The sequence below is a fragment of the Hymenobacter bucti genome (genome assembly GCF_042681145.1).
GTDB lineage: Bacteria > Bacteroidota > Bacteroidia > Cytophagales > Hymenobacteraceae > Hymenobacter > Hymenobacter bucti.
The window spans coordinates 183,857-208,332 of record NZ_JBHUFD010000002.1; the positions used below are offsets into that span (position 1 = coordinate 183,857).

Below are 24,476 nucleotides of genomic sequence, written 5' to 3' on the forward strand. Positions count from 1 at the left end.
GAGGAGGGTAAAGAGTCATTATTCACCCTCCTACCCCCTTACCCTCCTACCCCCTTACCCTCTTACCCCCTCACCCAGCCCCCATGCGCCAACTACTGCTCCGCTTTCGCCCGACCGATGTCTTGCAGTGGGTATTTCTGGGGTTTCTGGCGCTGCTGCTGCTGGGCGGCGCCCTGGCGGGGCTGCTCAACCAGCCAGCGCTGCTGCTACCGGCCCTGGCCGTAATAGCGGTGGTAATAGTGCTGGCCGAGTGGCGGTGGCTCTACTACGGCCTGTTTCTAACGCTGCCTTTCACGTTTGAGATTCCGCTCCTAGGTGGCTTTCAGATGGATGTAGCATCCGAGCCGTTTATGCTGGCGCTCACGGCGTGCGTGCCGCTGGTGCTGCTGCTGGGGCCGGGCCAGCTGCGCCAGTTGCGGCCCCGCGAGTGGCGGCACCCGCTGCTGCTGCTGCCGCTGCTGCTCATTATTTGGGCGGCGTTCGACATTACTTTTTCGGTTGATAAACTCAAGTCCGTCAAGTACGTGGCGGCCAAAATATGGTATTTCGTGCCATTCATGCTGGGCACGCTGTTACTAGTGCGGCGGCCCGCCGATTTTTGGCGCGTGGCCACGTGCTACGTGGGCGCCGCCACCGTCCAAATGCTGTTCTGGGTTATTCCGCGCCACGCGCCGCACGGCTTCAGCTTCGGCGCGGTGAATGGGGCGGTGCTGCCGTTTTTCCGCAACCACGTCATTTACGCGGCCATGCTGTCGCAGTTGCTGCCGCTGGCCCTAGGGCTGGCCAGCCAGGCTGCTAAGCGCTGGCAGCGGCAGGCGTGGTACTGGGCGGCGGGCATCCTGTTTTTTGGCTTGCTCACGTCCTACACGCGGGCCTCGTGGCTGGCCATCCCGGTGGCGGGCATCTACTACTTTGTGCTACGGTGGCGCCTCACGTGGCTGCTGCTGGTGGGCTTTGCGGTGGGTATATTGGGCACGGCCGTGTTCTTCGTGCAGGAAGACAATTTCATGCGCTTTGCGCCTGATTACGAGAAGACTATCTGGCACGGCGACGACTTTGGAGCGCACCTGGCCTCGACCTACAAGTTTCAGGACGTGTCGGGCATGGAGCGCGTGTACCGCTGGGTGGCCGCCGCCCAAATGATAGCCGACAAGCCCCTCACCGGCAGTGGGCCGTCCACGTTCTACCCCGAGTATAAGCGCCACACCATCACGGGCTTCCGCACCTACGTGAGCGACAACCCCGAGCATTCAACCACCCACAATTACTTCCTGCTGATACTGGCCGAGCAGGGCGTGCCGGGCTTCGTGCTGTTCTGCCTACTGCTGTCGGCGGCGCTGCTCACCGTGGAGCGCCTCTACCACCGCAGCACCGCCCGCCCCGACGTGCAGCGCATTGTGCTGGCCGTGGCGCTGTCGCTGGTTATCATCATCTTCCACCTGTTCCTCAACGAATTGATTGAGGTAGACAAAGTCGGCTCGGTGTTCCTAGTCGGCCTGGCCGTGCTCATCCGGGCCGGCTCCTGGCTGGAGGAGGACGAGTTGGTGAAGGAGTGAGTTGATGAAGGAGCGACTTCCATCGACTTCATTCACTCCTTCACCAACTCAATCATTCGCTCATTACTTAACCCGCAAGCTCAGCATGGTGATGTCGTCGGCAAACTTCTCGCCGCTGGTGTTGAAGTGGCGAATGTCGCTCAGCAACTCCTGGTGCAGGCGGGTGAGGGGCAGGTAGCGGTAGCGGTTCAGCACGCTCAGCACGCCCTCTTCGCCATACTCATTCTGCTGCTCGTCAAATACTTCGGTGAGGCCGTCGGTGTAGGTGAACAGCAGCGAGTGCGGGGGCACCCGCGCCAGGCCCACCTTCAGCATGGGCAGGTCGGGCATGATACCGAGCATCACGGTGCCCTCGTGCAGGCGCTGCACGGGGCCGCCGTCGTCGAGCAGTAGCAGCGGGTCGTTGTGGCCGGCGTTTACGTACTGGAGCACCTGCGTGCTGCGGTCGTAGAGCCCCAGGAAGGCCGTGATAAACTTCTCGCCGCCCGAGTTGCGAAAGAGCAAGTGGTTGAGCTCGTGCACGATGATGGCCAGGTTGGTGCCCTGGCGCAGCAGCGTGCGCAGGCCCGCCTGGAAGTTGGACATCAGCAGCGAGGCCGGTACGCCCTTGCCGCTCACGTCGGCCACGCACACGAGCAGGCGGTTGGCGTCCAGCTCCACCACGTCGTAGTAGTCGCCGCCTATCTCGGTGTGCGGCAGGTAAGTAGCCTGCACCACAAAATGCTCATTGTTGGGCAAATGCTGCGGAAAAAGGAGCTGCTGCACCTGCTGGGCAATCTCAATCTCGCGGCGCACGGCGGCTTCGGCCATCATGGAGGCTTCGCGCTGGCGGGCCAGGCGGCGGTTGGCCACCGCGCCGAGCAAGATGTTGCTGAGCGTTTCCAGAAACCCTAGGGCCTCGCGCGTCATGTAGTCGGCGTGCGTGGTGCCAATGAATACAAAGGCCTGCACGGTTTCCTGCTGCCGCACGGGCACCAGCAGCTCAAACCCCTGCCACTCGGGGCTGAGGCCCAGCGCCGACACTGGGCAGGGCCGCGCTTGGCAATGCGAGGGCAGGGCCGTGAGTGCGAACTGCGGCCCCGCCTGCAGCTTGGGCCCGAAGCTAGATTTTAGGCGAAACTGCTTGTCTTCCAGCACGTACAGAGCCAGCTGGCGCACGCCGAGCTGCCCCAGCAGGGTGAACTGGTAAATCTTGTAGAGGTCGGCCTCGTTGGCATCGTGGGTAATGGCCTGGGTAATCTCCAGCAGGGCCCGCAGCTCGCGCTCCTTAAAGAAGAGCTGCTTTTCGAGGCTAACTAGGGCGGCAGTTTGCGGCATAAGGGAGGAATATAACGAGAAGGACCGACGACTAGCTATAAATCAAATTAATCAAGAAATCCTAGGTAGAAACTACTATATAAGAACGCACAAAAATACGGCACAGCCGCCCGATAGCTACGGTTTAGCTAAGTTGGGTTTTGGGGTCAAAGGCATCGCGCAGGCCGTTGCCCAGCAGATTGAAGCTCAGCACCAGCAGGCTGATGGCCAGGCCCGGCAGCAGCGTGAGCCACAGGCCGGCCTCGGTACCGAGCAGGTCGTAGCCTTCCTTTACCATGAGGCCCCAGCTGGGGGCGGGCGGCTGCACCCCCAGGCCCAGAAAGCTCAGGCCGGCTTCGAGCAGAATAGCCGCCGCAAAGTTGCTGGTGGCCAGCACGATGAGCGGGCCGCGCAGATTGGGCAGCAGGTGCACAAAGATGAGTCGGCTGGTGGGCAGCCCCAGCACGCGCCCCGCCTCGATGAAGGTGGCCGAGCGCAGCCCCAGCACCTGCCCGCGCACCACGCGGGCCACATCGACCCACATGGTGAGGCCCACCGCCAGGAAGCTGACCCACACGCCTTTGCTGTCCAGGGCCAGCGAAATGGCGATGACCAGCATAATGCCCGGAATGCTCCACACCACGGTCATTAGGCCCAGCAGCACGCTATCGAGCCAGCCACCAAAGTAGCCGGCCAGCGCGCCCACCACCACCCCGAGGGCCAGCGAAATGAGCACCGCCACCAGCCCGATACCCAGCGAGATGCGCGTGCCCAGCAGCAGGCGGCTCAGCTCGTCGCGCCCGGCTTTGTCGGTGCCCAGCCAGTAGCGGCGAGTAATAAGGTGAGCTGGTGAGGTGGTGAGGTGGTGGGTAGTGGCCAGTTCATCCTTGACCTGGGGCGGCCGCCCGTGCAGCCACACTTGCAAAAAGTTGCCGGGCGCCGGGGCGTTGGCACCGGGCACCTGGCGGATGGTAGCCGTGAAGCCTGGCGGCTGCTTTTGCAGCTGCACAAGGCCATTATTCGCATCGGGCGAATTATCGGGCAAAATCCAGTAGCCCAGCAACGCCACCACCGCGCACACCACAATGAAGCCCAGCCCGGCCACAGCGGGGCGATTGGCCCGCAGGCGCTGGCGCACGTAGTAGCCCGGCGAGCGGGCCGGGGCGGGGGGCACCACCACGGCCGTATCGGGCGCGGCGGGCAGGGCGGCGGGCGCGGCCACGGGCTAGCGGGTGTTGTGTTGCAGCAGGCCTTCCTTGGAGGCCAGGTAGCTGGCATCGCGCCCTAGGGCGCCGAAGGAGGTCGGCTCGTAGGCCAGCTCGGTGTCGGGGTCGGGCCAGTAGTAGCGCACCAGGCCCTGCTCGAGCAGGTTGCCCAGCTGGGCCTGTAGGTCAGCGGCGGGCAGGCCGGTTTTTTCCAGTAATACCCGGAAGGGCGTCACGAAGTACAGCTCGTCGAGCAAGTCAAATTCAGCGTCGGTCATTGGTAGCAAGATGGGCGCAAGCGAAGTAAGCAAAGGTAGCGGCGGCCCGACGTTGGCCGCGCGCCCGGCGGCAAGGCGCGGGCTGAAACTACCTAGACCACCAGAAGCCCTTATGCTTGCGGCACCTGCTTAGAATGGGGCTTATCAAAATCTGAATGGGCTAGGCTAACTAGCCGAATATAAAGACCCTACCTCACTAGCGCGGCAGCTATGCGCTGACTACCTTAGCGGCCATGAAGGCTTACTTATTCTTCCTAAGCAGATTGCTGGCAGGTTGCGCCACGGTGAAAGACAATGCTGCATTGCAGGCCTTAGCCGACCAGGACCAGTACGACCGCACGCACAACGTGGCGGCCATGGGTAGCCACGATGCCGCGCACCAGCAAACGCTGCGGCAGCTTATAGCCACCGGGCAACTGCGCACGGGCACCGATTATCTTAATGCCGCCATCGTGTTGCAGCACGCCGACTCGGCCCAGCACTACCTTTTGGCCAACAAGTTTGCTAAAAAAGCCGTAGTGCTTAGCCCTCAAAACAAGGAGGCCAAAATTTTAGTGGCGCAGTCCTGGGACCGCTACCAGCGCAGCCTGGGTCAGCCGCAATGGTACGGCCTCCAGCATCATGTCATTAATGGCCAAGAATATTTACAGCCTATTGATACGGCTCGCGTAACGGATGCTGAGCGCGCAGCACTTTTTGTGAGCACGCTACCCCAGAAGCTGGCTTATTTCAACAAGCTTTATGGCAAGCACGAAACTTCGGTGCAGAAATACGTGCTGACGGACGCGCAACTCAATGCCTTACAGGAAGCCCAGCCCCGCGCCGAACTAGTAGGCACGTACGAAGACTTGTTCCACCAAGCAAAATATCCTGCCGTAGCGGCGGCCAAGCACATCAGGGGTTTCGTGCTGGTAGAAGCCACGATTGATGCGCAAGGCCACGTGAGCCGGGCCGACGTGGTGGAGGGCCTAGGCTACGGCTGCGACGAGGAAGCCACCCGCCTCCTCAAATCGGCCAGATACATCAATCCGACCGGAGCTCCGCACGATGTGCGGGTGCAGGTCCCATTCGGCCAGCCTGCCCCCAGGGGGTAGCTAGCCTAGCGCACCTGCCGGCCCTTCCAGCGGTAGCCACCGCGCTGCCCGGCCAGGCCCACGGCCAGCGCGTAGGGCGCGTAGAGTACTTGCAGCGGCAGCAGCCACCCCAGCCACCTAGGCCGCTGCAGCAGCGCCAGCACCGGCCACAGCAGCCAGGCATCGGCCCCCAGCTTGAGGGCCCAGGCGGCCGCCACCCACGGGCCCAGCGCCGGCCAGGCCAGGGCCAGCCCTAGGCCGAGCGCCAGGCTCACATTGGCCCCCAGCACCAGCAGCGCCAGTTGCTGCGGGGCGCTGGTACGGTAGTGCGGCCACTTGCTGGCCCAGCGCACGCGCTGCCGCAGCAACGTGCGCAGCGTGGCGGGCGCGGGCGTGTCGACCACGGCGCGGGCCTCGGCCAAAAAGCGCACGCCGGCCGGGTAGCGCTGGTGCATCTTGTGCAAAAGAAACTCGTCGTCGCCGCTGGCCAGCCCTAGGTTATCGGCGTAGCCCCCCACTTCGTGGAAGGTGCTCCGGCGAAACGCCAGGTTGGCCCCGTTGCACATGGTGGGCCGGCCGCGGGCGATGCAGGCGGCCCCTACCCCCACCAGTCCGGCAAACTCCAGCCCCAGCACGCCATCAAACCACGCCCCGCCCGGCGTGAGGCGCACCGGCCCGCTCACAAAGTGCAGGTCCGGCTGCCGGGCCAGCAGGTCGGCATAGGCCCGGAGCCAGCCGGGGCCGGGGCGGCAGTCGGCGTCGGTGCACACCACCCACGGGGCGCGGGCCTGCGCCACGGCGGCGGCCAGGGCGGCTTTTTTACCGGTGAGACCGGGCGGCAGGCGCACCAGACGCAGTATGGCCCTAGGTGCCGCGGCCGCGGCGGCCGTTACCAGGGCGGCCGTGTCATCAGTTGAGTGGTCGTCGGCAATCAGCACTTCGAAGCAGGCCGCGGGCAAGTGCTGCGTACGCAGCGCGTGCAGCAGGTGCGGCAGGCTGGCGGCTTCGTTGCGAGCCGCCACGAGCACGGAGAATACTAATTCCGGCTCTGCTCCGGCTAACTCGGGAGTGGTTGCTTGTACTGGCGGCAGTACCAATTCACTAGCCGTGGCCGCGTAGCTAGCCGCTGGCTGGCTGCTCTTTCCAGCGCTTTCCACCGAGATAGTTCCGCCTAGGTCGCTAGAAAGTCCAGCGTGAGTACAAACACCTTTTTTTATACCAAGTGGGGGTATGTTTTCGGCACATACGCCGGCCCTAGGTTCCTTTGGCAGCCCTTGGCGCAGCCAGGCCCAGGCCAGTGCGTATAGCATCGGTACGACGAGCAGCGCAATACCTAGGGCCGTTTCCATAGGCTAGCGGCCGCGCTGTTCGCGCAGCACCCGCAGCCCCGGCAGCCACAGCAGCCCCAGGGCACTGGGCAGCGCGATGTTGATGACCCACAGGCTGAGGCTGGCGCTCAGCACCGGCAGCGCCGGCTGGCCCAGCAGCCCAAACAGGTGCGTAGCCGATAGCTCGCGCACGCCCACGTCGGCCAGAGCGTTGAGCGAGGGCACCAGCGACTTGAATAGGAACGTGCCCGCCACGGCCGCCAGCGCCGACCCTAGGGGCGCCCGCGTGCCGTAGGCGTGCAGCAGCAGCAAAAACTGCCCGCAAAACACCGCGTAGCGCAGTCCCGAAATACCCAGTACCACGTGCAGCGTGCGGGCTGAATATGTGGGCATAATGGCCAGGTAGCGCCGAAAACGCCGCAGCGGTTTCACCAGTACCAGCAGGGCCAGCAGCAGCCGCGAGCGGTAGAGTGGCAGCAGCGCCAGCGCGCCGCCCAGCCCAAAGGCCAGCACTACGCCCACCTGCGCGGCTGGGTAGCCATTCAAGTAAAACCGCAGCAAAAAGTACAGCAGCCCTATCCCACCGGCTAGCACCGTGGCCACAAGCTGTGCGTAGCGACCTAGGAACACGGCCCCCACGGCATCGAGGCGGCGCCGAGCGTGCAGCTCCAAGATGCGGGCGGCGTAGTCGCCCATCCGGTTGGGGGTGGCAAAGCCTAGGGTGAGGCCCACCAGCACTGCCCGCAGGCTGCGCCAATACGAGTGCCGGGGCTCGAGGTGGCGGGCCAGGCGCTGCCACTTCCACGCCTCTAGGCCCCAGTTGAGCGGCACCAGCCCTAAGGCCAGTAGCACCGGGCCGCGCCCGGCCCCGCTGAGGGTGGCCGCCACTAGCCGCCGCCAGGCCGCCGCCGTGTCGGGCGCCGCAAAAACAGAGTGATACAGCAGCCCGAGGGTCAGCAGCGTAATGCCAATTTTGCCCAGCGTGACCCAGGTTTTGCCGCGGGCGGGGGGCCGGGGCGGGCCGCCGGGGGCGTAACTTTGGGAATGATGGCCATTTCCCGCACCCTTACTCCCGCCCCCTTGCAACGGCTGCCCCCGGCCGAGAAGGTCATCATGGGCGTCGACCCCGGCACCCAGATTATGGGCTACGCCGTCATTGAGGTGCGCGGGCAGCACGTGAAGGTGCTGCAATACGACGTTATCAATATGAAGGCGCTCGGGACGAACCATGCCGTAAAGCTAAAGCGGATTTTCACCCGCATGCTGGAGCTCATCGATGAGTTCCTGCCCGACGAGCTGGCCATTGAGGCGCCCTTCTACGGCGTAAACGTGCAGAGCATGCTCAAGCTGGGCCGGGCGCAGGGCGTGGCCATTGCGGCCTGCCTCTCGCGCGATATCCCGTTCGTGGAGTACGCGCCCACCAAGGTCAAGCAGGCCGTCACGGGCTCGGGCTCGGCCGATAAGGAGCAGGTGGCCCGCATGCTGCGCCAAACCCTGGAGCTACCGCCCATCGAGGAAGCGCCCAAGTTTCTGGACGCTACCGATGCCTTGGCCGTGGCCCTGTGCCACCACTACCAGCAGGGCAACAACGTGAAGGCGGGCTCCAAAAGCTGGGGCAAATTTCTGGAAGATAATCCCGGCCGCACCCTCGGCACCACTACCGTGAAGAAAGCCGCCCGCCCGAAGTAACCCGGCCCTATGGCCGCTAAGCGCCGTGGGTGCCCGCCCACGGCCGCGTACTGGCTTAGTAAAAGCAAATACTCAGCGAGAAAAATACCAGGTTGGCATAAGAGCCCCTTTAAGCAGAAGCGTGCCCAGGTAATTTTACAGCACTAAACACTACCTGCCTTCTCGCTATTTTTCTGCCGCTTACGCTCTGTTACTATGTTTGCCTTCACGCGCCCGCTCCTTACTCTTTTCAGCATTGTTTCCTTGTTAGCTGGCCCGGCCAGCGCGGCTAGCCTGCCAGGTGCCGCCGCCCCCGCTGCGCCCACCGAGGGCACTCAGCTTACCATGCTCACGGGCACTATCCTGGGGGCCGATGGCCAACCCCGGCCCGGGGTCTGCGTGTTTCTGATTGCGAACCGCCGGCTCATCGCGGTTACCGATGCGCACGGCACGTTTCAGCTGCAGGTGCCCGTCGCCCCTACCCAGCACTTGCAGGCCGAGTACGTGGGCCTCGGCAGCACCCGCTTCGACATCGACGGCCAGCACCCCGCGCCGGCCCGCATCGTGCTGGGTCAATAACTTTGCTCCTAGCTTATGCCCGCCTTCCGAATTTATTTTTAGTAAGTATAGTAGCCTCCTTCCCACCAGAAGGAGGCTATTGTGCTAGCAAATTGCGCTTAACCAGCCAGCGCTTTATATTCAAGCCATTATTTATCTATCGTCCTTTTCTACCAGTGACTTATGTTTAACAACGCCTCTGTTTCCGTCGGAGCAGCTGCGCCTCCTGAGCACGTGGAGCTAGCTGACCTCCGCCGCCAGGTGGCCGACCTGCAGTTTTTAGCCAGCCTGCCCGAGCACAACCCCAACCCCATCCTGCGCTACGACACGGCGGGCCGGCAGCTCTACGCCAACCCGGCCGCGCTGCACCTGCGCCAAGGCCTCAGCCGCGCCGAGCAGGTGCAGGTGCGCCAGGCCCTGCGCGCCGCCGCCATCGCGGGTTTAGAAGGGCGGCCCGCCACCCAGCTGCAAGTGGGCGCCCGGTATTTCCAAGTGGGCATTGTTGACACGCTCCCCCCCCCCGGCAGCGTCACGCTCTACCTGGCCGAAACCACGGGCCGCGTGCTGGCCGAGCAGCAGCTAACTGAGCAGCAAGATTTTATCAATGAAATTCTGGCCGCGATGCCCAATCCGGTGCACGTGCGCGACGCGGCCGGCAACCTCGTCTTCGAGAACCGGGCGTGCGCTGAGCTACGCGCCCAAACCAGCCACCTACACCCCACGGGCGCCCAGCCGCTTACTACCACGCAGGCCCAGCAGGTAGCTAGCTACTTGGCCACCCACGAGCGCGTGCTGGCCACGGGCGAGCAGCTCGAAACCGAAAGCCATGTGACGTTGCCCTCGGGCCAGGAGCTGTGCTTCCACACCGTGAAGCGGCTGCTGGTGCGCGCCGATGGCAGCCAGCAGGTACTGGGCGTGAGCACCGACATCACCGACCGCCTGCTGGCCGAGCACAAGATGGAGCAGGCCAAGCAGGCCGCCGAGGCGGCCGTGCTGGCCCGCGAAAACTTTCTGGCTAACATGAGCCACGAGATGCGCACGCCCCTCAACGGGGTGCTGGGCATGGCGGCCCAGCTGGCGCGCACGGCCCTCACGGCCCGCCAGCAGGAGTTTCTGCGCACCATCCGGCACTCGGGCCAGCACTTGCTGGGGGTTATCAACGACGTGCTCGACATGGCCAAAATCACGTCGGGCAAGCTAGAGCTGGAAGAAGCGCCCTTTAATCTGTGCGACTCGATGTACGAGGCCTTGCAGCCGCTCATGGCGCAGGCGCAGGACAAGGGCATCCGGTTTTCGGGCACGCGGCTCCAGACTACCTGCTTGCACCCCTGGGTGCTGGGCGACGCGCTGCGCCTGAACCAGATTCTGCTCAACCTGGTGGCCAACGCCATTAAGTTTACCGCGCCCGGCGGTGGCATCACAGTAGTGGGCGAGCAGCTGGCCGAAACCGATACGACTCTCACCGTGCGCTTCTGCGTAGAAGACACCGGCATTGGCATCGCCTCCGACAAGCAAGAGCTTATCTTCGACGGCTTTACCCAGGCCTACACCGACACCACCCGGCGCTACGGCGGCACGGGCCTGGGCCTCAGCATTTCGCGGGCCTTAGTGGCGCAGCTCGGCGGCGCCCTCACGCTGTGCAGCGTGCCGGGCCAGGGCAGCACGTTTGCCTTTGTGCTTACCCTGCCCAAGGCGCCCGCCGGGCTGACCGCCCCCGCGGCCGACGCCTACGACACGGGCGCCCTGCGCGGCTGCCGGGTGCTGGTGGTGGAAGACAACGAGATAAACCGCACCGTAGCCCGCCTGCTGCTCGAAGGCTGGGGCGTGGAGGTTGATGAAGCCGAAGATGGCCTGGCCGGGGTGGCCCGCGTGCTCGAAGCGGCGCCCTACGACCTGATACTGATGGACATCCAGATGCCGGGCCTCAACGGCCTCGATGCCACGGCCGCCATCCGGGCCCTGCCCGACCCGGTGCGGGCCAACTGCCCCATCGTGGCCCTTACGGCCAATGCCTTCCGGGCCGACTGTGAGCGCTACCTAGGCGCGGGCATGGCCGCCTGCCTGGCTAAGCCCTTCAACGAGGAAGAAGTGTACCACACGCTGGTGCGCGTGCTGCCCTCGCCGGCCCCAGCCTACGACCTCACTAAGCTGCGCGCGCTGGCGCGGGGCCGCGATGAGTTTGTGGTCAAAATCATCCGCTCCTTCCTGCACAACATGCCCGGCAGCATGGCCGAGCTGGTGGCCGCTACCGCCGCCGCCCAGTGGCCTGAAGCCGCCAAAATCGTGCACCACATCAAGCCCAGCCTGGAGTCGCTGGGCATCCGCGAGGTAGAAGCCGCCGTGCTACTGCTCGAGCAGGCCCAGCCCGCCGCCTACGCCCTGCTGCCAGCGGCCGTGATGCAGCTCACGGCCCAAGTGCAGCTCGCCCTCGAAACCCTACCCCAGGAGCTGGGCAATGGGCGTAAGGGGTAATTGGGGTAATGGGTAATGAGCGTAATTGGAGTAATGGGTAATTGGCGTAACCAGAATAGTATTACGCCAATTACCCATTACTCCAATTACGCTCATTACCCATTACCCTCACAGGCTCTGGAGATTACGCAAAAATTCTTCCTGGTACGACTTGCCGACCGGCACCTCGTGCTGGCCGAGCTTGAGCATGTAGTCTTCCACAGCTTCGATGCGCTGCATATTCACGATGTAGGAGCGGTGCACGCGCAGAAAATTATCGAAGGGCAGGCGCTCCGCCAGGCTCTTGAGCGTGAGGTACACAATGTGCTTGTGGGTGGGCATCACCAGCACCGAGTAGGTCGAGAGCGCCTCGATGTAGAGCACGTCGTTGAAATTCACCTTGATGGTGCGAGTGCCTACTTTCACAAATAGGTCGGCCGCGGCGAGAGGCTTGGGCTGCCTAGGTGGCGCGGGGCGGGGCGCCGCCGGGCGGGCGGCCAACACCTTGGCCACGGCTTGGCTGAAGCGGCCAAACTCAACGGGCTTCACCAGGTAGTCAGTTACTTGCAGCTCAAACGCGGCCACCGCGAAGGTGCGGTGCGTGGTAACCAGCACCACGGCCGGGGCGGGCGCGGGCAGCATTTTGGCCAGTTCCAGACCCGTGAGGTTGGGCATTTCCACGTCGAGCAGCAGCAAGTCGCACTGCCCGCCCTGCCGAAAAAAGTGCAGCGCCTCCACGCCGCCCGGCAGCGACGCCACCAGCGTCAGCTCGGGGGTGAGGTCGACGAGGTGCTCCAGGGTGAGGCGATTGATTTCGTTATCGTCGACAATAACGCAGGTGAGCGGAGTAATAGTAGCGGTAGCGGTCATAGCAGCGGATAATAGGGTCGAAAATCTCAGCCGTCAACTACGAGCCGCCTTGATAATCAGATTGACTTTGTAAGCTTAAACATAACGAGGGCCGCCGCACATTTGGAGCGCATGCGGATAGACCGGCCATTGCGCTGGCTCAACTACCCGGAATACGCGTTTAAAACCCGCCGTTAGCGCCTGCTTCTACACCACCAGCTCGCCGCGCAGGTAGGTCACGGCGTAACCCCCGATATCGACGCGGTCGCCGCGCAGGCGGCACCACAGCTCGCCGCCCCGCGCCGATTCCTGGCGGGCAAACAGCTCGGTTTTGCCCAGCTTGGCGGCCCAAAACGGGATGAGGGTGCTGTGGGCCGAGCCCGTGACCGGGTCTTCGGGCACGCCCACTTCGGGGGCAAAAAAGCGCGACACGAAATCGACCTCGCCGCTGCCCGGCGCGGTAGCAATGAGCCCGATGTAACCTAGGTCGATGAGGGCGGCGAAGTCGGGCCGCAGCGCCAGCACCTCATCGGCGTGGGCAAACTCGACCACCAAATCGCGGGAAGCCAGCACGGCCCGCGGCGTGGCCGCGCCCGGCCCTAGGGACTTCATTAGCACTTCGGGGTGCTGCTCAAGGGCCAGCAGCTGCGGCGGGCGGCTCGGAAAATCGAGCACCAGGCGGCCGTCGTCTTCGCGGCGCACGCGCAGCAAGCCGCTCTGGCTCAAGAAGGTAATTTCGGGCTTGGCGTAGCCGCGCTCGGTCCAGAGCACGTGGGCGGTAGCCAGCGTGGCGTGCCCGCAGAGGTCAATCTCGAAGGTGGGCGTGAACCAGCGCAGGTGAAAATCGGCTTCCTCGCCCGCGGGCAGCGGAATAAAAAAGGCGGTTTCGGCCAAGTTATTTTCGGCCGCAATCTGCTGCATTATAGGGGCCGGCAGCCACTCGGCGAGCGGGCACACGGCGGCCGGGTTGCCGGTGAACGGGCGGCGCGCAAACGCATCGACCTGATAAATGGGAATGGACATGAGAAGGAAAGCAGTTGATGGTAAAAATACGTGGGCTGGCAGCCCGCGCTAGTGCTGGGCTTGCGCCAGCACGATATCTAGGATGCGCGCCGCTTTAGCGCCTTGGAAAAGCTGGTCAAACTCGGGCGAATCCAAAATTGCTTGGGTTATAGCCGGCGAGGTCACAACAGTTTTTCCCAAAAGACCCGGATACGTAATAGCAAAGCCGCCGTCACGCAACTCTGTGTCAACCAACAATCTCACGGTAGTGGAGCGCAGCGCTTGAAGAATATCAGTCATGGGCTTTAGCTAATAAATCAGTTGCGTTTTAGGCCCGGCCACCAGCGTGCGGCCTAGGGCCGCACGCTGGTGGCCGGCGACGCAAAGGAAAGGCCACGCGGCCCGCCAAAACGCAAAAAAGCCTCGTTGGCGAACCAACGAGGCTTTTTTAGATGCTGAGACAGCTAATCGTTGAATTAAACCAACGATACTTTTACAGCGTTCGGGCCTTTTTTGCCCTGAGCGATTTCGAACTGCACCTTGTCATTCTCGCGGATTTCGCTGATGAGGTCGGTTACGTGTACGAACACGTCTTCGCCGGTCTGGTCTACTTTGATGAAGCCGAAGCCTTTGGTTTCGTTGAAGAATTTTACGGTTCCTGTTTGCATGATGCTAAGGATAAAAAGTGATAGAGCAAGCAGCAGCGAACCTACAGAAGCGATTTAGCGAGCTAAACCGATTGTACTTACACAAGTCGTTTGGTCTTTGACTCAAAGGTAGGGCAGATTTCTTAAACGAGCGGCGTGGCCGCTCCAATTTTACAGTACAACGGGTGCCCGATTCTGCGCACTCGCCGTACTGCTAGGCTGATAAGTAGCTTTTTGCTTACCAATACAGCTCGATTTATTTTTTTCAGAATTATGGAAATGAACTATGTGCGGCGCGGGGCCGGCAAGCCCCTTTTACTCCTGCACGGCATTGGGGGCAGCTGGCGCTCGTGGCAAACCGTCCTGGATGGGCTGGTGGCCGAGCGCGATGTAATAGCGGTGGACCTGCCCGGTTTTGGCGATACGCCGCCCCTGACGGGGCCCGTAACCATTGGCACGCTGGCCGACGCGGTAACGACTTTTTTGCTGCGGCACGACCTGCTGGGCATCGACGTGGTGGGCAGTTCGATGGGTGCGCGGCTAGTGCTGGAGCTGGCCCGGCGCGGCGGCGTGGTGGGCGCGGTGGTGTCGCTGGACCCCGGCGGGTTCTGGCAGGGCTGGCAGGTTCCGGTGTTTTACCACAGCGTGGGCATGTCGGTGAAGCTGCTGCGGGCCGTGCAGCCCATCATGCCCGCCCTCACGGGCAACGTTCTGACGCGCAGCCTGTTGCTGGCGCAATTCTCGGCCCACCCGTGGCGGGTGCCGGCCCAGGCCGCGCTCGATGAGTTGCGCGGCTACGCCAAATCGCCCTCCTTCGAGGAGCTGCTGACCGACCTGGTGTACGGCGCCGAGCAGCGGGGCGCCCCTAGGCACGCCATTAAGGCGCCGCTCGTCATTGGCTGGGGCCGGCAAGACCGCGTGTGCTGGCCCGGGCAGTCGGCGCGGGCGCTCGCGAAATTTCCGGACGCCCGGCTCTACTGGTTCGAGCAGTGCGGCCACCTGCCGCAGTGGGACCAGCCCGCCGAAACCATCCGTTTGATTTTGGCCGCCACCAGCGGCGACGGCTTCCGGGATGCCGACATCGCGCAGCGCCGCCCCGCTGCCCCTACCCAGCTGCCCAAGGCGGCCGTGGCCGCGGGCATCGTGGCCCTGGCCGCGGGTGGCCTGTGGCTGCTGCTAAAAAAGAAATAGTCAGGCGAACTACCCAGCGCATTTGCTGGCCCTAGGTAGCCGCGGCGGCACCTAGGGCCAGCAAACGCGCTGGGCCGGTAGCGTGGCATTTTAGTTTGTGGGGGGCGCAGACTTGCTTCTAAACTGTACCATTTAGCCCGTAGCGCGCAGGGCTTGTTTTGCAAGGTCCTGCTTAAAAAGCTTTACCAACACCTGCTGAGCCCTAATTTTGCTTCCTAGGTCCTGTTTATCGCCACCCACCCCGAAGGAAAGTTCGGGGTTCTCCCGCGCTGAAAACCGCAGCTTCACCTAGTGAGCGGCGCGGCGCTTTGCCGGCGCTCTCCCTGGTTTGCCCCCTAGCCGGCACACCGCGCGGGTAGCGCCCTTTCCTGGTAGCCCGTGCTGGCACACGATACAACTGGCACTGCCAAGCCCATCGGGCTGAGGCAGGAGCAGGTACCTACCTCAGCCTAGCACCTGCTCATGTCCTGCATCACTATGTTCTACCGTGCGTGCCTCTTGCTACGCCGCGCCCTGCCGGGCCCGTGGCTGGTCTTGCTCGCTTTCTTCGGCTTGCCGGGCCAGCTATGGGCTACCTCGGCGGGCGAGTGGCGCCTGGAAACTAGCAAGGAGGGCATCCGGGTGTACTCGCGCATGCCCGCCGGTACGCGCTTCAAAGAGATAAAGGTGCAGTGCGAAATGCCCGGCACCCTGGAGCAGTTCGTGGCGCTTTACTCGGATGTGGCCAACTACCGCACCGTGATTAGTAACACGCGCACGGCGTATCGGCTGCGCACGGTAAGCGAGACGGAGTTCTACTACTATATGGAAAGCCAGATGCCAGCCATGGTAGCCAACCGGGATTTGGTCATGCGGCTCCAGTTTGCCTACGCGCCCCAAACCCGTACCCTGCGCATCAACACGACGGGCGTGGACGGCCTGGTGCCCCCGAAACCAGGCATCGTGCGCGTGCCGTACTGGACGGGCGACTGGCAGGTGTGCGCCGTGGCGGCCAACCGCTTGCGCATCATCTACTACCTGCGGGTAGACCCGGGCGGCGCGCTGCCGGCCTGGCTGGTAAACCGCTTAGCGCCGGCAGCCCCTTACCAATCGTTTCGGCAGCTGCGCAGCAGCTTGCAGCTGCCGCGCTACCAAGGGCAGCACTTTGCCTTCCTCACGCCCGATAGCTAGCCAGCTACCAACCGGATGAGGAAGGGTTTTGGGTGACGGTAAGTAGGGGTAATCGACTGATTTTCTTGCTGGGCAACACGCTCAAACTTTGATAAACCTGCACTTAAACCTAGCTTCCCAAGCTGAAAGCCTTGTAAGCGAACGTCAACGTCGTACTGCGCGCAGTGCAGCAACTTAGCTGCTAGCTGCCACGCCGCGCTTCGCTGGAGTAGGGTGCGCAACCCGTTCGTATATTTTCCACAACTCAGAAACTAGCTCAGTACTCGCGGACTAAAAGTCCGCGCTACGGCACAGCGACGCCGCAATTCCCTAGCACCTACTTATGACTTCTAAAATAGAACCCTGGAAAACGCTGAAATCGGAATTGGTTTTTGACCACCCGTGGTACCAGCTGCGACGCGACCACGTGGAGCTGCCCAGCGGCCAGGTGCTCGACGACTACTTCGTGAGCGTGCGGCCGCACGTGGTGCTCACCTTCCCGCTCACGGCTGACGACCAGGTGGTTTTTGTGCGCCAGTACAAGCACGCAGCGGGCCAAATCCTGCTGGAGCTGCCCGGCGGCGTGGTCGATGCCGGCGAAACTTCCATCCTGGGAGCCGCCCGGCGCGAGCTGCGCGAAGAAACCGGCTACGACACCGATACGCCCCTGGAGCCACTGCTCGAAGTCATCGACAACCCGACCAAGGACACCAACAGCATCTCGTTTTTCCTGGCCCGCGGCGTGCGCCTGGTGGCCGAGCAGGACTTGGATGAAACCGAAAGCATCGAGGTAGTGCTGGTGCCGCTGGCCGAGGTAGAGCGGCTGATTATGCAGGGCGAGATTCGGGTATCGGGCTCGGTGGCGCTGTGCCTGCTGGCCCTGCGCCACCTAGGGCGCTAGCGCCAGGCGCGGCCTCAGGTGCACGCCGCCGCACCAACCTTTCGGGGCCGCGCCGGGTACACGCTAGCGCCCGCCCAGGTCATTTTGCCCGCGCGGCCCTGCTGACTATGGAAGATTTTTTTGCTAAGCTGCTGGCCGATTTCCCCGACGGCTTCGTGGTACTGGGCGTACTGCTGGGGGGCTTGGCCCTGGGGCTGGCGCTGAAATCGTTGCTGTTTGCCGGGCTGCGGGCCTACGACCGGCGCGAGGGCTCGGAGCTGGCCCGCTCGGTGATGCTGCACCTGCGCACCACCAGCACGCTTTTTTTCCCAGTGCTGGCCTGGTCGCTGCTGCTGCCCCTGCTGCCGCTCTCGCCCAAGCCCTTCGAGGTGCTGCGCCGGGTGGTCGAGTTTATGCTGATTTTGTCGTTTGCCTGGGGCCTCATCAAGACCCTGGACGTGGTGCAGGACGTTATTCAGCGCTACTACCAGGTTGAGGCGGGCGACAATCTGCGGGCGCGCAAGCTGTTCACGCAGCTCCAGTTTATCAAGAAAGTAGCCGTGGGGCTCATCGGCTTCGTGGCCGTGGGGCTGGTGCTGATGAGCTTCGAAACAGTGCGCCGCCTAGGTACCGGCCTACTCACCTCGGCGGGCATTGCCAGCGTTATTGTGGGTTTTGCGGCGCAGCGCTCGATTAGTAACCTGCTGGCGGGCTTTCAGATAGCCTTTACCCAACCCATCCGCCTCGACGATGTGCTGGTGGTGGAGGGCGAGTGGGGCCGGGTCGAGGAAATCACGTTTACCTACGTGGTGCTCAATATCTGGGACGAGCGCCGCCTGGTGCTCCCGCTCAACTACTTCATCGAAAAGCCTTTCCAAAACTGGACGCGCTCCAGCGCCCAGCTCACCGGCACGGTCTTTCTCCACGCCGACTACACCGTGCCCGTCGAGGCCCTGCGCGCCGAGTTGCGCCGCCTGCTCGAAGCCCATCCGCTCTGGGACGAGCGCGTGTGCGTGCTCCAGGTCACTGACTCGAAGGAGCGCACCCTAGAGCTCCGCTGCCTGGTGAGCGCCGCCAACGCCAGCGCGCTCTTCGACCTGCGCTGCTTCGTGCGCGAGCACCTAGTCGATTACCTGCAAGCCCATTACCCCGAGAGCCTGCCACGCACGCGGGCGCTGGTGCAGGAGGATGGCACTGGTAAGAATATCGTAGTAGGAATCCAGTGAGACCTAAAGCGTGAGTCTCGGCTGGCTGCACAAGTGCTGCTCTAATTTTCAACGCTCTCAATTGGGTGGCCTAGCTGGCTGAGCACCTCTCGAAGCGCCTCATACGTAGGCGGGTCTGCCTTGACCATGACCCCATCGCTAGCCTCCATGTATAGACATTCGAAGCAAATATTTAGCACTCGCAGTAACTGGCCTTGCTCGTTGTAAAAAGCAAGCGCATCACGGTAAACCGGTATACAGCCAGCAGCATAATCCGTTTCGCTGGGTAAGGCGCGAGCTATCGTTCCAAGCTGCTTGGCTTCTAACGAGTCACTTTTAATCAACGCTATTCGGTCGGCAGTGCTGTCGATAACTCCTTGCTTAGTTATCAGCCGCTTCTGATGGATGCCCATCTGTGCTTGCTGCTCCAGCGCGGCTAGTTGGCGTTTTAACTTAAACTGCTGCAAAAAATTGGCCAACGACACGGACTGCCCTAATTCCTTGATAGTTATATCAATAACCCGATGCAGAACAGCTAGGTTAGGTGCACGATTAAACGAATAAGTCGTTAGGTAACTGAATTTCTGGTTGTTCCAAAATTCGGCGATAGTCATGCTGCATTAACGCAAGGCTGATAGAGTGCGTAAACTACCCCCAAATTATTATTTCTGAGATATGCCTACCGACTATAAACCCGTAGCCTGCGACTTCTACGACGTGCTCGAAGCCGCTGCCACCCGCAAGCAGCAAGTGTACTTGCAGTATTTCAACGACTTGCACGAGCTCTGCCAGGGGCCCACTACGCTGCGCACCTTCATCACGCGCGAACACGCGGAGTACGCTGTACTGGCCTCGGGCGAGGAGGTGCGGCTCGACCGCATTCTGCGCCTCGACGACACGCCCGCCCCGGCTTACGCCGACGCGCCCGACTACCGCTGCGGCTGCTAGGACATTTTCAGTGGCCGACCGAGTAGCGCGGACTTTTAGTCCGCGAGTACCCACCGTATCAACTCGCGGACTGAAAGTCCGCGCTACTCGGCCGGCCACTGGCTATTTCACCGAGAGGTTATGCACGGCCAGCGGCTGGCTCAGCAGCCAGGCCTTGACCAGGGCGTCATCGGCGGAGAGCTTGCCGACCACGCGGTATTTGGAGGCCAGTGCGGGGCTGGAGTCGGCGGCTTCGCGCACCACCCGCGGCTTCGGCTGAATCCAGGAGGCGTGCACCATTTGCACGGCGCCGCCTTCGCTCACGCGCAGAAAGGCCACGTGAAAATCGAGCCCCACCAGGTACAAGCCCGGCCCTAGGGCGCGCACCTGCTGCACAAATTTGAGCTGGCTCATGCGCCGGTAGCGGCTGATGTTTTTCTCAGCCACCAGGTTTTTGATGAGCCGCTCGGAGCCCTGCCGCGCCAGCAGCGAGCGCTGGAGCCGCAGGCCGGTATCGAAGAGCGCCGTTGTGACGAAGTAGCCGCAGGCTACGCTGCCCTGCCTAGGGGCCCAGGTTTGGCCATAAAAGCTCCAGGGCGTGCTTTCCCAGGCCGGAAACACAGTGTTGTCGAGGGCGCTGAGCCACAGCTTGCGCGCCTCTACCAGGCAGGCGGCCTGGGCGGCGGGGGTAGTAGCTTTGGCGTAGCGCGCAGCCAGCGCGGTGCGGCGCTGCGTGAGCTGCTGCAGCGTAGCCTTGTAGGCCGGCGCCGAGTAGGCGGCCGGCCGCTGCGCCTCACAACTGCCACTGATAGCCAGCAGCACAACCAGATAGAGCAGGCTTCTCATAGCAACGGAACGCTGACAACGGCGGCGCAACGCTTGCACCACACTGCAAAGTACACTTTTTTGGTAACAAGTTGCAACGCGCCCACGCCCTAGGTCCAGTACTGAACCGGGGCGTGCGGAAAGCGCCGCTGCCACTCGGCGTAGAACCACGCTTTCAGCTCTTTCATGGTCGGCACGTCATAAACGTACTTGAGGCCGCCGAACTTATTGCGCTTCACGGCGCGGCTTTCCTCGCTGAGGTCAAGCGTGGTGTTGGGGTACCAGCCCAGCAGCACTTCCTTGGAGCCGGGCGTGAAGCGGTGCGTGACAAACTCCACCGTCAGGTCGCAATCAAAGTCGAAGGCCGCCTGCACGCGGTCGAGCAGCTCGCCGTAGTGCTGGCGCCAGTCGGGCAGCGGCATGATGGGGGCCATGAGCACACCTACCGGGTAGCCCCCGCCGCCCTGCGCCACTGGCAGCGCCAGCCGACGCAGCGCCTGAATGCGGGCCTCAATGCTGGCCGTGCCGCCCTCTAGCTGCCGGGCCAGCGGCTCGGCATTGAGCGAGGCACGGGCGCGGGTGTGGCCGTTGTGCGGCAAGCCGACTAAGCTTTCCACGTGGTCGTACTTGCTCACGAAGCGCAGCCGGGCACCCTCGCGGCCCGCGAAGTAGCGCACGGCCTCGCCCAGGGCGCCGGTGAGGTGCTCGATGCCCAGCACGTCGGTGTAGCAGCTGGCCTCGAAGCTCACGGGGCGGTCGGCGCGCTCGTATACCTGGGTGTTAGCCAGCAGCTTGGGCAGGTTGGCGAAGGCGCGCACCACGGGCGGGCCGCTGAGGCTGCCGGCCAGGTAGCAGTACTGGCAGTGGGCGGGGCAGCCCTCGGCCAGGTTGAGCTGAAAATCGGCCGACGGGGGCGTGGGCTGGAGGCGCAGCGCCCCGGCGGGGGCGTTTACCACGGCCAGCGTGGTCTTGGCGGTGCGGTAGGTGGCGCGCTCATCGTCGCCGCGCAGGCCGGTGATGCGGTTGCTTTTCAGCAGCTCAATATCGAGCCCTAGGGCCGTGGCGCTGGCCAACATCTGCTGACCGTACTCCTCCTGCAACGCGTCGGGCGTGAACAGTACGCGCTTGGGTAGCCACAGCTTGGCGCCGTGCGACCTGGGCGCCGCGCCTAGGTCGAGGGTCGGCCCAGCGGCCGGCGTAGGAGCGTTGAGAACGGGCAAAAAGAGGTCGGTCTGCATAGCTTAGTAAACGCTTGCGAGTCCGGAATAGGTCGTTTTGGATTAAGTTTACCCGTAATCATTACCCTTGAATAGTAGTCGCTTACCACGCGAGCCACGCCTTTTTTAATGCCCGACTCCCCTACCCCCACCGGCCCCGCGCCCGAGCTGCTGCACCCCGTGGGCGGGCACGAGCGGCTGGTTTTTCTGAAGAATAGCATCACCAATCCGCTTATCGAAGTGGGCGACTACACCTACTACGACGACTTCGAGGACGTGCGCAATTTTGAGCGCAACGTGCTCTACCACTTTCCATTCGTGGGCGACCGGCTGCGAATTGGGCGGTTTTGCCAGATAGCCTCGGGGGTGAAGTTTGTGATGAACGGCGGCAACCACCGCACCAACTTATTTACCACCTACCCATTTCCGGTATTTGGGCAGGGCTGGGAAACGGCCTTTGACCCGAGCACTTTTCCCAGCAAAGGCGACCTGGTGGTGGAAAACGACGTGTGGCTGGGCCACGACGCGCTGCTGATGCCCGGCGTGCGCGTGGGCAACGGTGCCATCGTGGCCACGCGGGCCGTGGTCACGCGCGATGTGCCGCCCTACGCCATTGTGGCCGGCAACCCCGCTGCTATCGTGCGCATGCGCTTCGATGAGGACACTGTGGCCCGGTTGCAAGCCGTGGCGTGGTGGCACTGGGACGCGGAGAAAATCACGCGGAACCAGCGCGCCATCTGCGGTCTCGACCTAGCGGCGCTGGAACGAGCGAAATAAGCCGCCTTTGCGTATGGCGGGTATGACTACCGCTCCCCTTATCGTTTCGCTCACCCTCGACGAGGCCAGCCAGGCGTTTTTCGACGACCTGCGCCGCCAGCATTTCCCGGCCAAGATTAATTACCTAGGCGCTCACCTCACGTTGTTTCACGCCCTGCCAGGCGCCGAGCAGGCCACCATCGCGGCCGACCTAGCGGCCGTGGCGGCCGTCCAGCCCGAGCCGCTGCCGCTGCAAGCCACGGGCGTAAAATTTATGGGCCGCGGCGTGATGTACACCCTCGACAACCCCGCCCTACCGGCCCTGCACAAACGCCTGCAGCGGCAGTGGCAGGCCTGGTTGAGCCCGCAGGACCAGCAGGGCCTACGCCCCCACATCACGGTGCAAAATAAGGTGGACCCCGCGGTGGCGCGCCAGCTGCACGAGGAGCTGGCGGCGGGCTTCCAGCCCTTTGAGGCCCTAGGTACGGGGCTGGCGCTGTGGGCTTACAAAGGCGGACCGTGGGAGCTGCTACAAAAATTTAGCTTCGGAGATTCACAACGTTCTAGCAAGCAGTAACTATTTGTTAAATAGCAGCTTATTAACCCTAGTAAGTTGTTATAATCCTGCATTCGTTTGCGGAGCTACTGTACCGCTTCCATACTTTCTTCATCAAATTTAGGGAAAGGGCTTTTGTACCTTTCGGCCGCTTTTGCGTAGGGGAGACTTCGCCCTACTGGTTGTTTAATCCGTGAATCTTACTACTCCTATCACTACCGCCAAGCCCCTCGACACCGATGTGGTGCTCATCGGGGCGGGCATTATGAGCGCGACCCTCGGCGTATTGCTCAAAGAATTAGACCCTAAGCTAACCATCGCCATTTACGAGCGCCTCGATGAGGTGGCCGCCGAAAGCTCGGACGCCTGGAACAATGCCGGCACCGGCCACTCGGCCTTTTGCGAGCTCAACTACACGCCGCAATTGCCCGACGGCTCGGTCGAAATCTCGAAGGCCGACAAGATTGCCGAGCAGTTTGAGCTGAGCAAGCAGTTCTGGGCCAGCTTGGTGCAGGAAGGCCGCCTGCCCGAGCCCGGGAATTTTATTCGCACCATTCCGCACATGAGCTTTGTGTGGGGCGAAGCCAATGTGGAGTACCTGCGCAAGCGCCACGCGGCGCTCATTGCTTCGCCGCTGTTCAAGGGGATGGAGTTTTCGACCGACCCGGCCCTGATTGAGGAGTGGATACCGCTGGTGATGGACGGGCGCGACCCCAGCCAGCCGGTGGCCGCCACCCGCATGGACATTGGCACCGACGTCAACTTCGGCTCGCTCACCCGCAGCCTGTTCGACTACCTGCGCCAGCAGCCGGGCGTCACGTTTGAGCTAGGGCAAGAAATCAAGGACCTCAACCGCAAGGACGGCGGTGCGTGGCAGGTCAAAATCAAGGACTTGGCCTCGGGCAACAGCCGCAAGGTGCGCACGCGCTTCGTGTTCATCGGGGCGGGCGGGGGCACGCTGCCGCTGCTCGAAAAGTCGGATATTCCGGAGGCCAACGGCTTCGGCGGCTTCCCCGTGAGCGGGCAGTGGCTCAAGTGCCTCAACCCCGAGGTCATTGCCTACCACGAGGCCAAGGTGTACGGCAAAGCTTCGGTGGGCTCGCCGCCCATGTCGGTGCCCCACCTCGACACGCGCCAGATAAATGGCCGCAAGGAGCTGCTGTTCGGCCCCTACGCCGGCTTCAGCACCAAATTCCTGAAGCAGGGCTCCTATGCCGACTTGTTCCGCTCCATCGAATTGGGCAATATCCGGCCGCTGCTGTATGCTGGGGCGCGCAACATTCCGCTCACCAAGTACCTCATCGGGCAGGTGATGCAAACGCCTGAGCAGCGCATCGAGGCCCTGCGCGAGTACTACCCCGGCGCTAAGCCGGAGGACTGGCAACTCGAAACGGCTGGCCAGCGCGTGCAGGTTATCAAAAAAGACAAGAAGCAGGGCGGCGTGCTGGAGTTCGGTACCGAGGTCGTAACCTCGGCTGACGGCTCCATTGCGGCGCTCCTAGGGGCCTCGCCGGGCGCCAGCACGGCCGTGAGCATCATGCTCGACCTGGTGCAGCGCTGCTTCCCCGAGCAGGCCGCCACCGAGGCGTGGCAAACGGTGTTTCACCGCCTGGTGCCCTCCTTTGGGCAGCCGCTGGCCGAAAGCCGCAGCCTCTGCGCCTCGGTGCGGGCGCATTCGGCCAAGGTCCTCAAGCTCGAAGAAGCTTAGTTTTCAGGTTTTTATACCTAACCAGCCGCCCAAACCGGCTGCCCGGCCCGTTGCTTAGCACGGATGGGCAGCCGGTTTGGGCGGCTGGTTTAGTTGGGTATTGAGCTAAAAACATGTCCGTCATGCAGCTTGTCGAAGCATCTCTACCGCA

General features: G+C 62.9%; 25 protein-coding genes. 13 read left to right on the forward strand and 12 right to left on the reverse strand.

The genetic code is table 11. From position 1 onward, the window contains the following. Positions 1-83: 83 nt before the first annotated feature. Positions 84-1,556 carry an O-antigen ligase family protein gene (locus tag ACFSDX_RS06720; RefSeq protein ID WP_382312486.1) on the forward strand — a complete coding sequence of 491 codons (1,473 nt, stop codon included), beginning with the start codon at positions 84-86 and terminating at the stop codon, positions 1,554-1,556. A 63-nt stretch (positions 1,557-1,619) separates the two neighbouring features. On the opposite strand, the gene ACFSDX_RS06725 is transcribed toward ACFSDX_RS06720, so the two are convergent. The 3 genes from ACFSDX_RS06725 to ACFSDX_RS06735 form a co-directional block, all read right to left on the reverse strand. Continuing rightward, on the reverse strand, positions 1,620-2,873 hold the full coding sequence (locus ACFSDX_RS06725; RefSeq protein WP_382312487.1) for a PP2C family protein-serine/threonine phosphatase: 1,254 nt from the start codon (positions 2,871-2,873) through the stop codon (positions 1,620-1,622). A 124-nt stretch (positions 2,874-2,997) separates the two neighbouring features. Continuing rightward, on the reverse strand, positions 2,998-4,074 hold the full coding sequence (locus tag ACFSDX_RS06730) for an ABC transporter permease (protein ID WP_382312488.1): 1,077 nt from the start codon (positions 4,072-4,074) through the stop codon (positions 2,998-3,000). A gap of 3 nt (positions 4,075-4,077) precedes the next feature. Then, positions 4,078-4,368 (reverse strand): hypothetical protein, encoded by a 291-nt coding sequence (locus tag ACFSDX_RS06735; RefSeq protein ID WP_382312489.1) that lies wholly within the window; start codon positions 4,366-4,368, stop codon positions 4,078-4,080. A gap of 200 nt (positions 4,369-4,568) precedes the next feature. Between ACFSDX_RS06735 and ACFSDX_RS06740 the strand changes: the two genes are divergently transcribed. Next, positions 4,569-5,429: an energy transducer TonB gene (locus ACFSDX_RS06740; RefSeq protein WP_382312490.1), complete on the forward strand. Its 861-nt coding sequence runs from the start codon at positions 4,569-4,571 to the stop codon at positions 5,427-5,429. Positions 5,430-5,434: 5 nt separating this feature from the next. Here the strand turns inward: ACFSDX_RS06740 and ACFSDX_RS06745 are convergent, their stop codons facing one another. Beyond that, the gene (locus ACFSDX_RS06745) at positions 5,435-6,430 is read right to left on the reverse strand and encodes a glycosyltransferase (protein WP_382312492.1); all 996 of its coding nucleotides are present in this window, start codon (positions 6,428-6,430) and stop codon (positions 5,435-5,437) included. Positions 6,431-6,760: 330 nt separating this feature from the next. Beyond that, positions 6,761-7,822, reverse strand: coding sequence for a lysylphosphatidylglycerol synthase transmembrane domain-containing protein (locus tag ACFSDX_RS06750; RefSeq protein ID WP_382312493.1), 1,062 nt, complete (start codon positions 7,820-7,822; stop codon positions 6,761-6,763). 27 nt (positions 7,823-7,849) lie between these two features. Here ACFSDX_RS06750 and ruvC point away from each other — a divergent pair, with 27 nt between their 5' ends. The 3 genes from ruvC to ACFSDX_RS06765 all read left to right on the forward strand — a co-directional run bounded on the left by ruvC (position 7,850) and on the right by ACFSDX_RS06765 (position 11,434). After that, entirely contained in the window at positions 7,850-8,425 is a 576-nt protein-coding gene (gene ruvC, locus ACFSDX_RS06755; protein ID WP_382312708.1) for a crossover junction endodeoxyribonuclease RuvC, read from the forward strand. A gap of 195 nt (positions 8,426-8,620) precedes the next feature. Then, positions 8,621-8,983 carry a peptidase associated/transthyretin-like domain-containing protein gene (locus tag ACFSDX_RS06760; protein ID WP_382312494.1) on the forward strand — a complete coding sequence of 121 codons (363 nt, stop codon included), beginning with the start codon at positions 8,621-8,623 and terminating at the stop codon, positions 8,981-8,983. Between the two features lie 162 nt (positions 8,984-9,145). Continuing rightward, the gene (locus ACFSDX_RS06765; RefSeq protein WP_382312496.1) at positions 9,146-11,434 is read left to right on the forward strand and encodes an ATP-binding protein; all 2,289 of its coding nucleotides are present in this window, start codon (positions 9,146-9,148) and stop codon (positions 11,432-11,434) included. Between the two features lie 108 nt (positions 11,435-11,542). On the opposite strand, the gene ACFSDX_RS06770 is transcribed toward ACFSDX_RS06765, so the two are convergent. The 4 genes from ACFSDX_RS06770 to ACFSDX_RS06785 all read right to left on the reverse strand — a co-directional run bounded on the left by ACFSDX_RS06770 (position 11,543) and on the right by ACFSDX_RS06785 (position 13,932). Further along, complete coding sequence (locus ACFSDX_RS06770) at positions 11,543-12,283, reverse strand: LytR/AlgR family response regulator transcription factor (RefSeq protein ID WP_382312497.1); 741 nt, start codon at positions 12,281-12,283, stop codon at positions 11,543-11,545. Positions 12,284-12,469: 186 nt separating this feature from the next. Continuing rightward, a complete protein-coding gene (locus ACFSDX_RS06775) occupies positions 12,470-13,285 on the reverse strand; it encodes a PhzF family phenazine biosynthesis protein (RefSeq protein ID WP_382312498.1) in 816 nt (271 codons plus the stop codon). A gap of 48 nt (positions 13,286-13,333) precedes the next feature. Continuing rightward, on the reverse strand, positions 13,334-13,564 hold the full coding sequence (locus tag ACFSDX_RS06780) for a hypothetical protein (protein WP_382312500.1): 231 nt from the start codon (positions 13,562-13,564) through the stop codon (positions 13,334-13,336). Positions 13,565-13,740: 176 nt separating this feature from the next. Then, positions 13,741-13,932, reverse strand: coding sequence for a cold-shock protein (locus tag ACFSDX_RS06785; RefSeq protein WP_382312501.1), 192 nt, complete (start codon positions 13,930-13,932; stop codon positions 13,741-13,743). A gap of 252 nt (positions 13,933-14,184) precedes the next feature. Here ACFSDX_RS06785 and ACFSDX_RS06790 point away from each other — a divergent pair, with 252 nt between their 5' ends. The 4 genes from ACFSDX_RS06790 (at position 14,185) to ACFSDX_RS06805 (ending at position 18,357) form a co-directional block, all read left to right on the forward strand. Beyond that, positions 14,185-15,102: an alpha/beta fold hydrolase gene (locus ACFSDX_RS06790; RefSeq protein ID WP_382312502.1), complete on the forward strand. Its 918-nt coding sequence runs from the start codon at positions 14,185-14,187 to the stop codon at positions 15,100-15,102. 462 nt (positions 15,103-15,564) lie between these two features. Continuing rightward, positions 15,565-16,272 (forward strand): START domain-containing protein, encoded by a 708-nt coding sequence (locus tag ACFSDX_RS06795; protein WP_382312504.1) that lies wholly within the window; start codon positions 15,565-15,567, stop codon positions 16,270-16,272. A 322-nt stretch (positions 16,273-16,594) separates the two neighbouring features. Then, positions 16,595-17,152 (forward strand): NUDIX hydrolase, encoded by a 558-nt coding sequence (locus tag ACFSDX_RS06800; RefSeq protein ID WP_382312505.1) that lies wholly within the window; start codon positions 16,595-16,597, stop codon positions 17,150-17,152. Positions 17,153-17,259: 107 nt separating this feature from the next. After that, the gene (locus tag ACFSDX_RS06805; RefSeq protein ID WP_382312506.1) at positions 17,260-18,357 is read left to right on the forward strand and encodes a mechanosensitive ion channel family protein; all 1,098 of its coding nucleotides are present in this window, start codon (positions 17,260-17,262) and stop codon (positions 18,355-18,357) included. Between the two features lie 41 nt (positions 18,358-18,398). On the opposite strand, the gene ACFSDX_RS06810 is transcribed toward ACFSDX_RS06805, so the two are convergent. Next, positions 18,399-18,950, reverse strand: a complete 552-nt coding sequence (locus tag ACFSDX_RS06810; protein ID WP_382312507.1) for a hypothetical protein — start codon at positions 18,948-18,950, stop codon at positions 18,399-18,401. Positions 18,951-19,011: 61 nt separating this feature from the next. Here ACFSDX_RS06810 and ACFSDX_RS06815 point away from each other — a divergent pair, with 61 nt between their 5' ends. After that, positions 19,012-19,284 carry a hypothetical protein gene (locus tag ACFSDX_RS06815; protein ID WP_382312509.1) on the forward strand — a complete coding sequence of 91 codons (273 nt, stop codon included), beginning with the start codon at positions 19,012-19,014 and terminating at the stop codon, positions 19,282-19,284. Positions 19,285-19,386: 102 nt separating this feature from the next. On the opposite strand, the gene ACFSDX_RS06820 is transcribed toward ACFSDX_RS06815, so the two are convergent. Both ACFSDX_RS06820 and ACFSDX_RS06825 read right to left on the reverse strand, forming a co-directional pair. Next, positions 19,387-20,109, reverse strand: coding sequence for a hypothetical protein (locus tag ACFSDX_RS06820; RefSeq protein WP_382312510.1), 723 nt, complete (start codon positions 20,107-20,109; stop codon positions 19,387-19,389). A gap of 89 nt (positions 20,110-20,198) precedes the next feature. Further along, positions 20,199-21,326 (reverse strand): spore photoproduct lyase family protein, encoded by a 1,128-nt coding sequence (locus ACFSDX_RS06825; RefSeq protein WP_382312512.1) that lies wholly within the window; start codon positions 21,324-21,326, stop codon positions 20,199-20,201. 108 nt (positions 21,327-21,434) lie between these two features. Between ACFSDX_RS06825 and ACFSDX_RS06830 the strand changes: the two genes are divergently transcribed. The 3 genes from ACFSDX_RS06830 (at position 21,435) to ACFSDX_RS06840 (ending at position 24,325) form a co-directional block, all read left to right on the forward strand. Next, a complete protein-coding gene (locus ACFSDX_RS06830) occupies positions 21,435-22,082 on the forward strand; it encodes a CatB-related O-acetyltransferase (RefSeq protein ID WP_382312513.1) in 648 nt (215 codons plus the stop codon). A gap of 22 nt (positions 22,083-22,104) precedes the next feature. Further along, positions 22,105-22,638, forward strand: coding sequence for a 2'-5' RNA ligase family protein (locus ACFSDX_RS06835; protein WP_382312514.1), 534 nt, complete (start codon positions 22,105-22,107; stop codon positions 22,636-22,638). A gap of 172 nt (positions 22,639-22,810) precedes the next feature. Beyond that, positions 22,811-24,325: a malate:quinone oxidoreductase gene (locus ACFSDX_RS06840; RefSeq protein WP_382312515.1), complete on the forward strand. Its 1,515-nt coding sequence runs from the start codon at positions 22,811-22,813 to the stop codon at positions 24,323-24,325. Positions 24,326-24,476: the final 151 nt, after the last annotated feature.

Bases quoted from the DNA above. Each gene is read 5' to 3' on its own strand.
- ACFSDX_RS06815 (WP_382312509.1), top strand. From the start codon at position 19,012: ATGCCTACCGACTATAAACCCGTAGCCTGCGACTTCTACGACGTGCTC.
- ACFSDX_RS06765 (WP_382312496.1), top strand. From the start codon at position 9,146: ATGTTTAACAACGCCTCTGTTTCCGTCGGAGCAGCTGCGCCTCCTGAG.
- ACFSDX_RS06830 (WP_382312513.1), top strand. From the start codon at position 21,435: ATGCCCGACTCCCCTACCCCCACCGGCCCCGCGCCCGAGCTGCTGCAC.
- ACFSDX_RS06820 (WP_382312510.1), bottom strand. From the start codon at position 20,109: ATGAGAAGCCTGCTCTATCTGGTTGTGCTGCTGGCTATCAGTGGCAGT.
- ACFSDX_RS06835 (WP_382312514.1), top strand. From the start codon at position 22,105: ATGACTACCGCTCCCCTTATCGTTTCGCTCACCCTCGACGAGGCCAGC.
- ACFSDX_RS06775 (WP_382312498.1), bottom strand. From the start codon at position 13,285: ATGTCCATTCCCATTTATCAGGTCGATGCGTTTGCGCGCCGCCCGTTC.
- ACFSDX_RS06805 (WP_382312506.1), top strand. From the start codon at position 17,260: ATGGAAGATTTTTTTGCTAAGCTGCTGGCCGATTTCCCCGACGGCTTC.
- ruvC (WP_382312708.1), top strand. From the start codon at position 7,850: ATGGGCGTCGACCCCGGCACCCAGATTATGGGCTACGCCGTCATTGAG.
- ACFSDX_RS06725 (WP_382312487.1), bottom strand. From the start codon at position 2,873: ATGCCGCAAACTGCCGCCCTAGTTAGCCTCGAAAAGCAGCTCTTCTTT.
- ACFSDX_RS06800 (WP_382312505.1), top strand. From the start codon at position 16,595: ATGACTTCTAAAATAGAACCCTGGAAAACGCTGAAATCGGAATTGGTT.
- ACFSDX_RS06720 (WP_382312486.1), top strand. From the start codon at position 84: ATGCGCCAACTACTGCTCCGCTTTCGCCCGACCGATGTCTTGCAGTGG.
- ACFSDX_RS06760 (WP_382312494.1), top strand. From the start codon at position 8,621: ATGTTTGCCTTCACGCGCCCGCTCCTTACTCTTTTCAGCATTGTTTCC.
- ACFSDX_RS06825 (WP_382312512.1), bottom strand. From the start codon at position 21,326: ATGCAGACCGACCTCTTTTTGCCCGTTCTCAACGCTCCTACGCCGGCC.
- ACFSDX_RS06810 (WP_382312507.1), bottom strand. From the start codon at position 18,950: ATGACTATCGCCGAATTTTGGAACAACCAGAAATTCAGTTACCTAACG.
- ACFSDX_RS06785 (WP_382312501.1), bottom strand. From the start codon at position 13,932: ATGCAAACAGGAACCGTAAAATTCTTCAACGAAACCAAAGGCTTCGGC.
- ACFSDX_RS06795 (WP_382312504.1), top strand. From the start codon at position 15,565: ATGTCCTGCATCACTATGTTCTACCGTGCGTGCCTCTTGCTACGCCGC.
- ACFSDX_RS06790 (WP_382312502.1), top strand. From the start codon at position 14,185: ATGGAAATGAACTATGTGCGGCGCGGGGCCGGCAAGCCCCTTTTACTC.
- ACFSDX_RS06780 (WP_382312500.1), bottom strand. From the start codon at position 13,564: ATGACTGATATTCTTCAAGCGCTGCGCTCCACTACCGTGAGATTGTTG.
- ACFSDX_RS06740 (WP_382312490.1), top strand. From the start codon at position 4,569: ATGAAGGCTTACTTATTCTTCCTAAGCAGATTGCTGGCAGGTTGCGCC.
- ACFSDX_RS06770 (WP_382312497.1), bottom strand. From the start codon at position 12,283: ATGACCGCTACCGCTACTATTACTCCGCTCACCTGCGTTATTGTCGAC.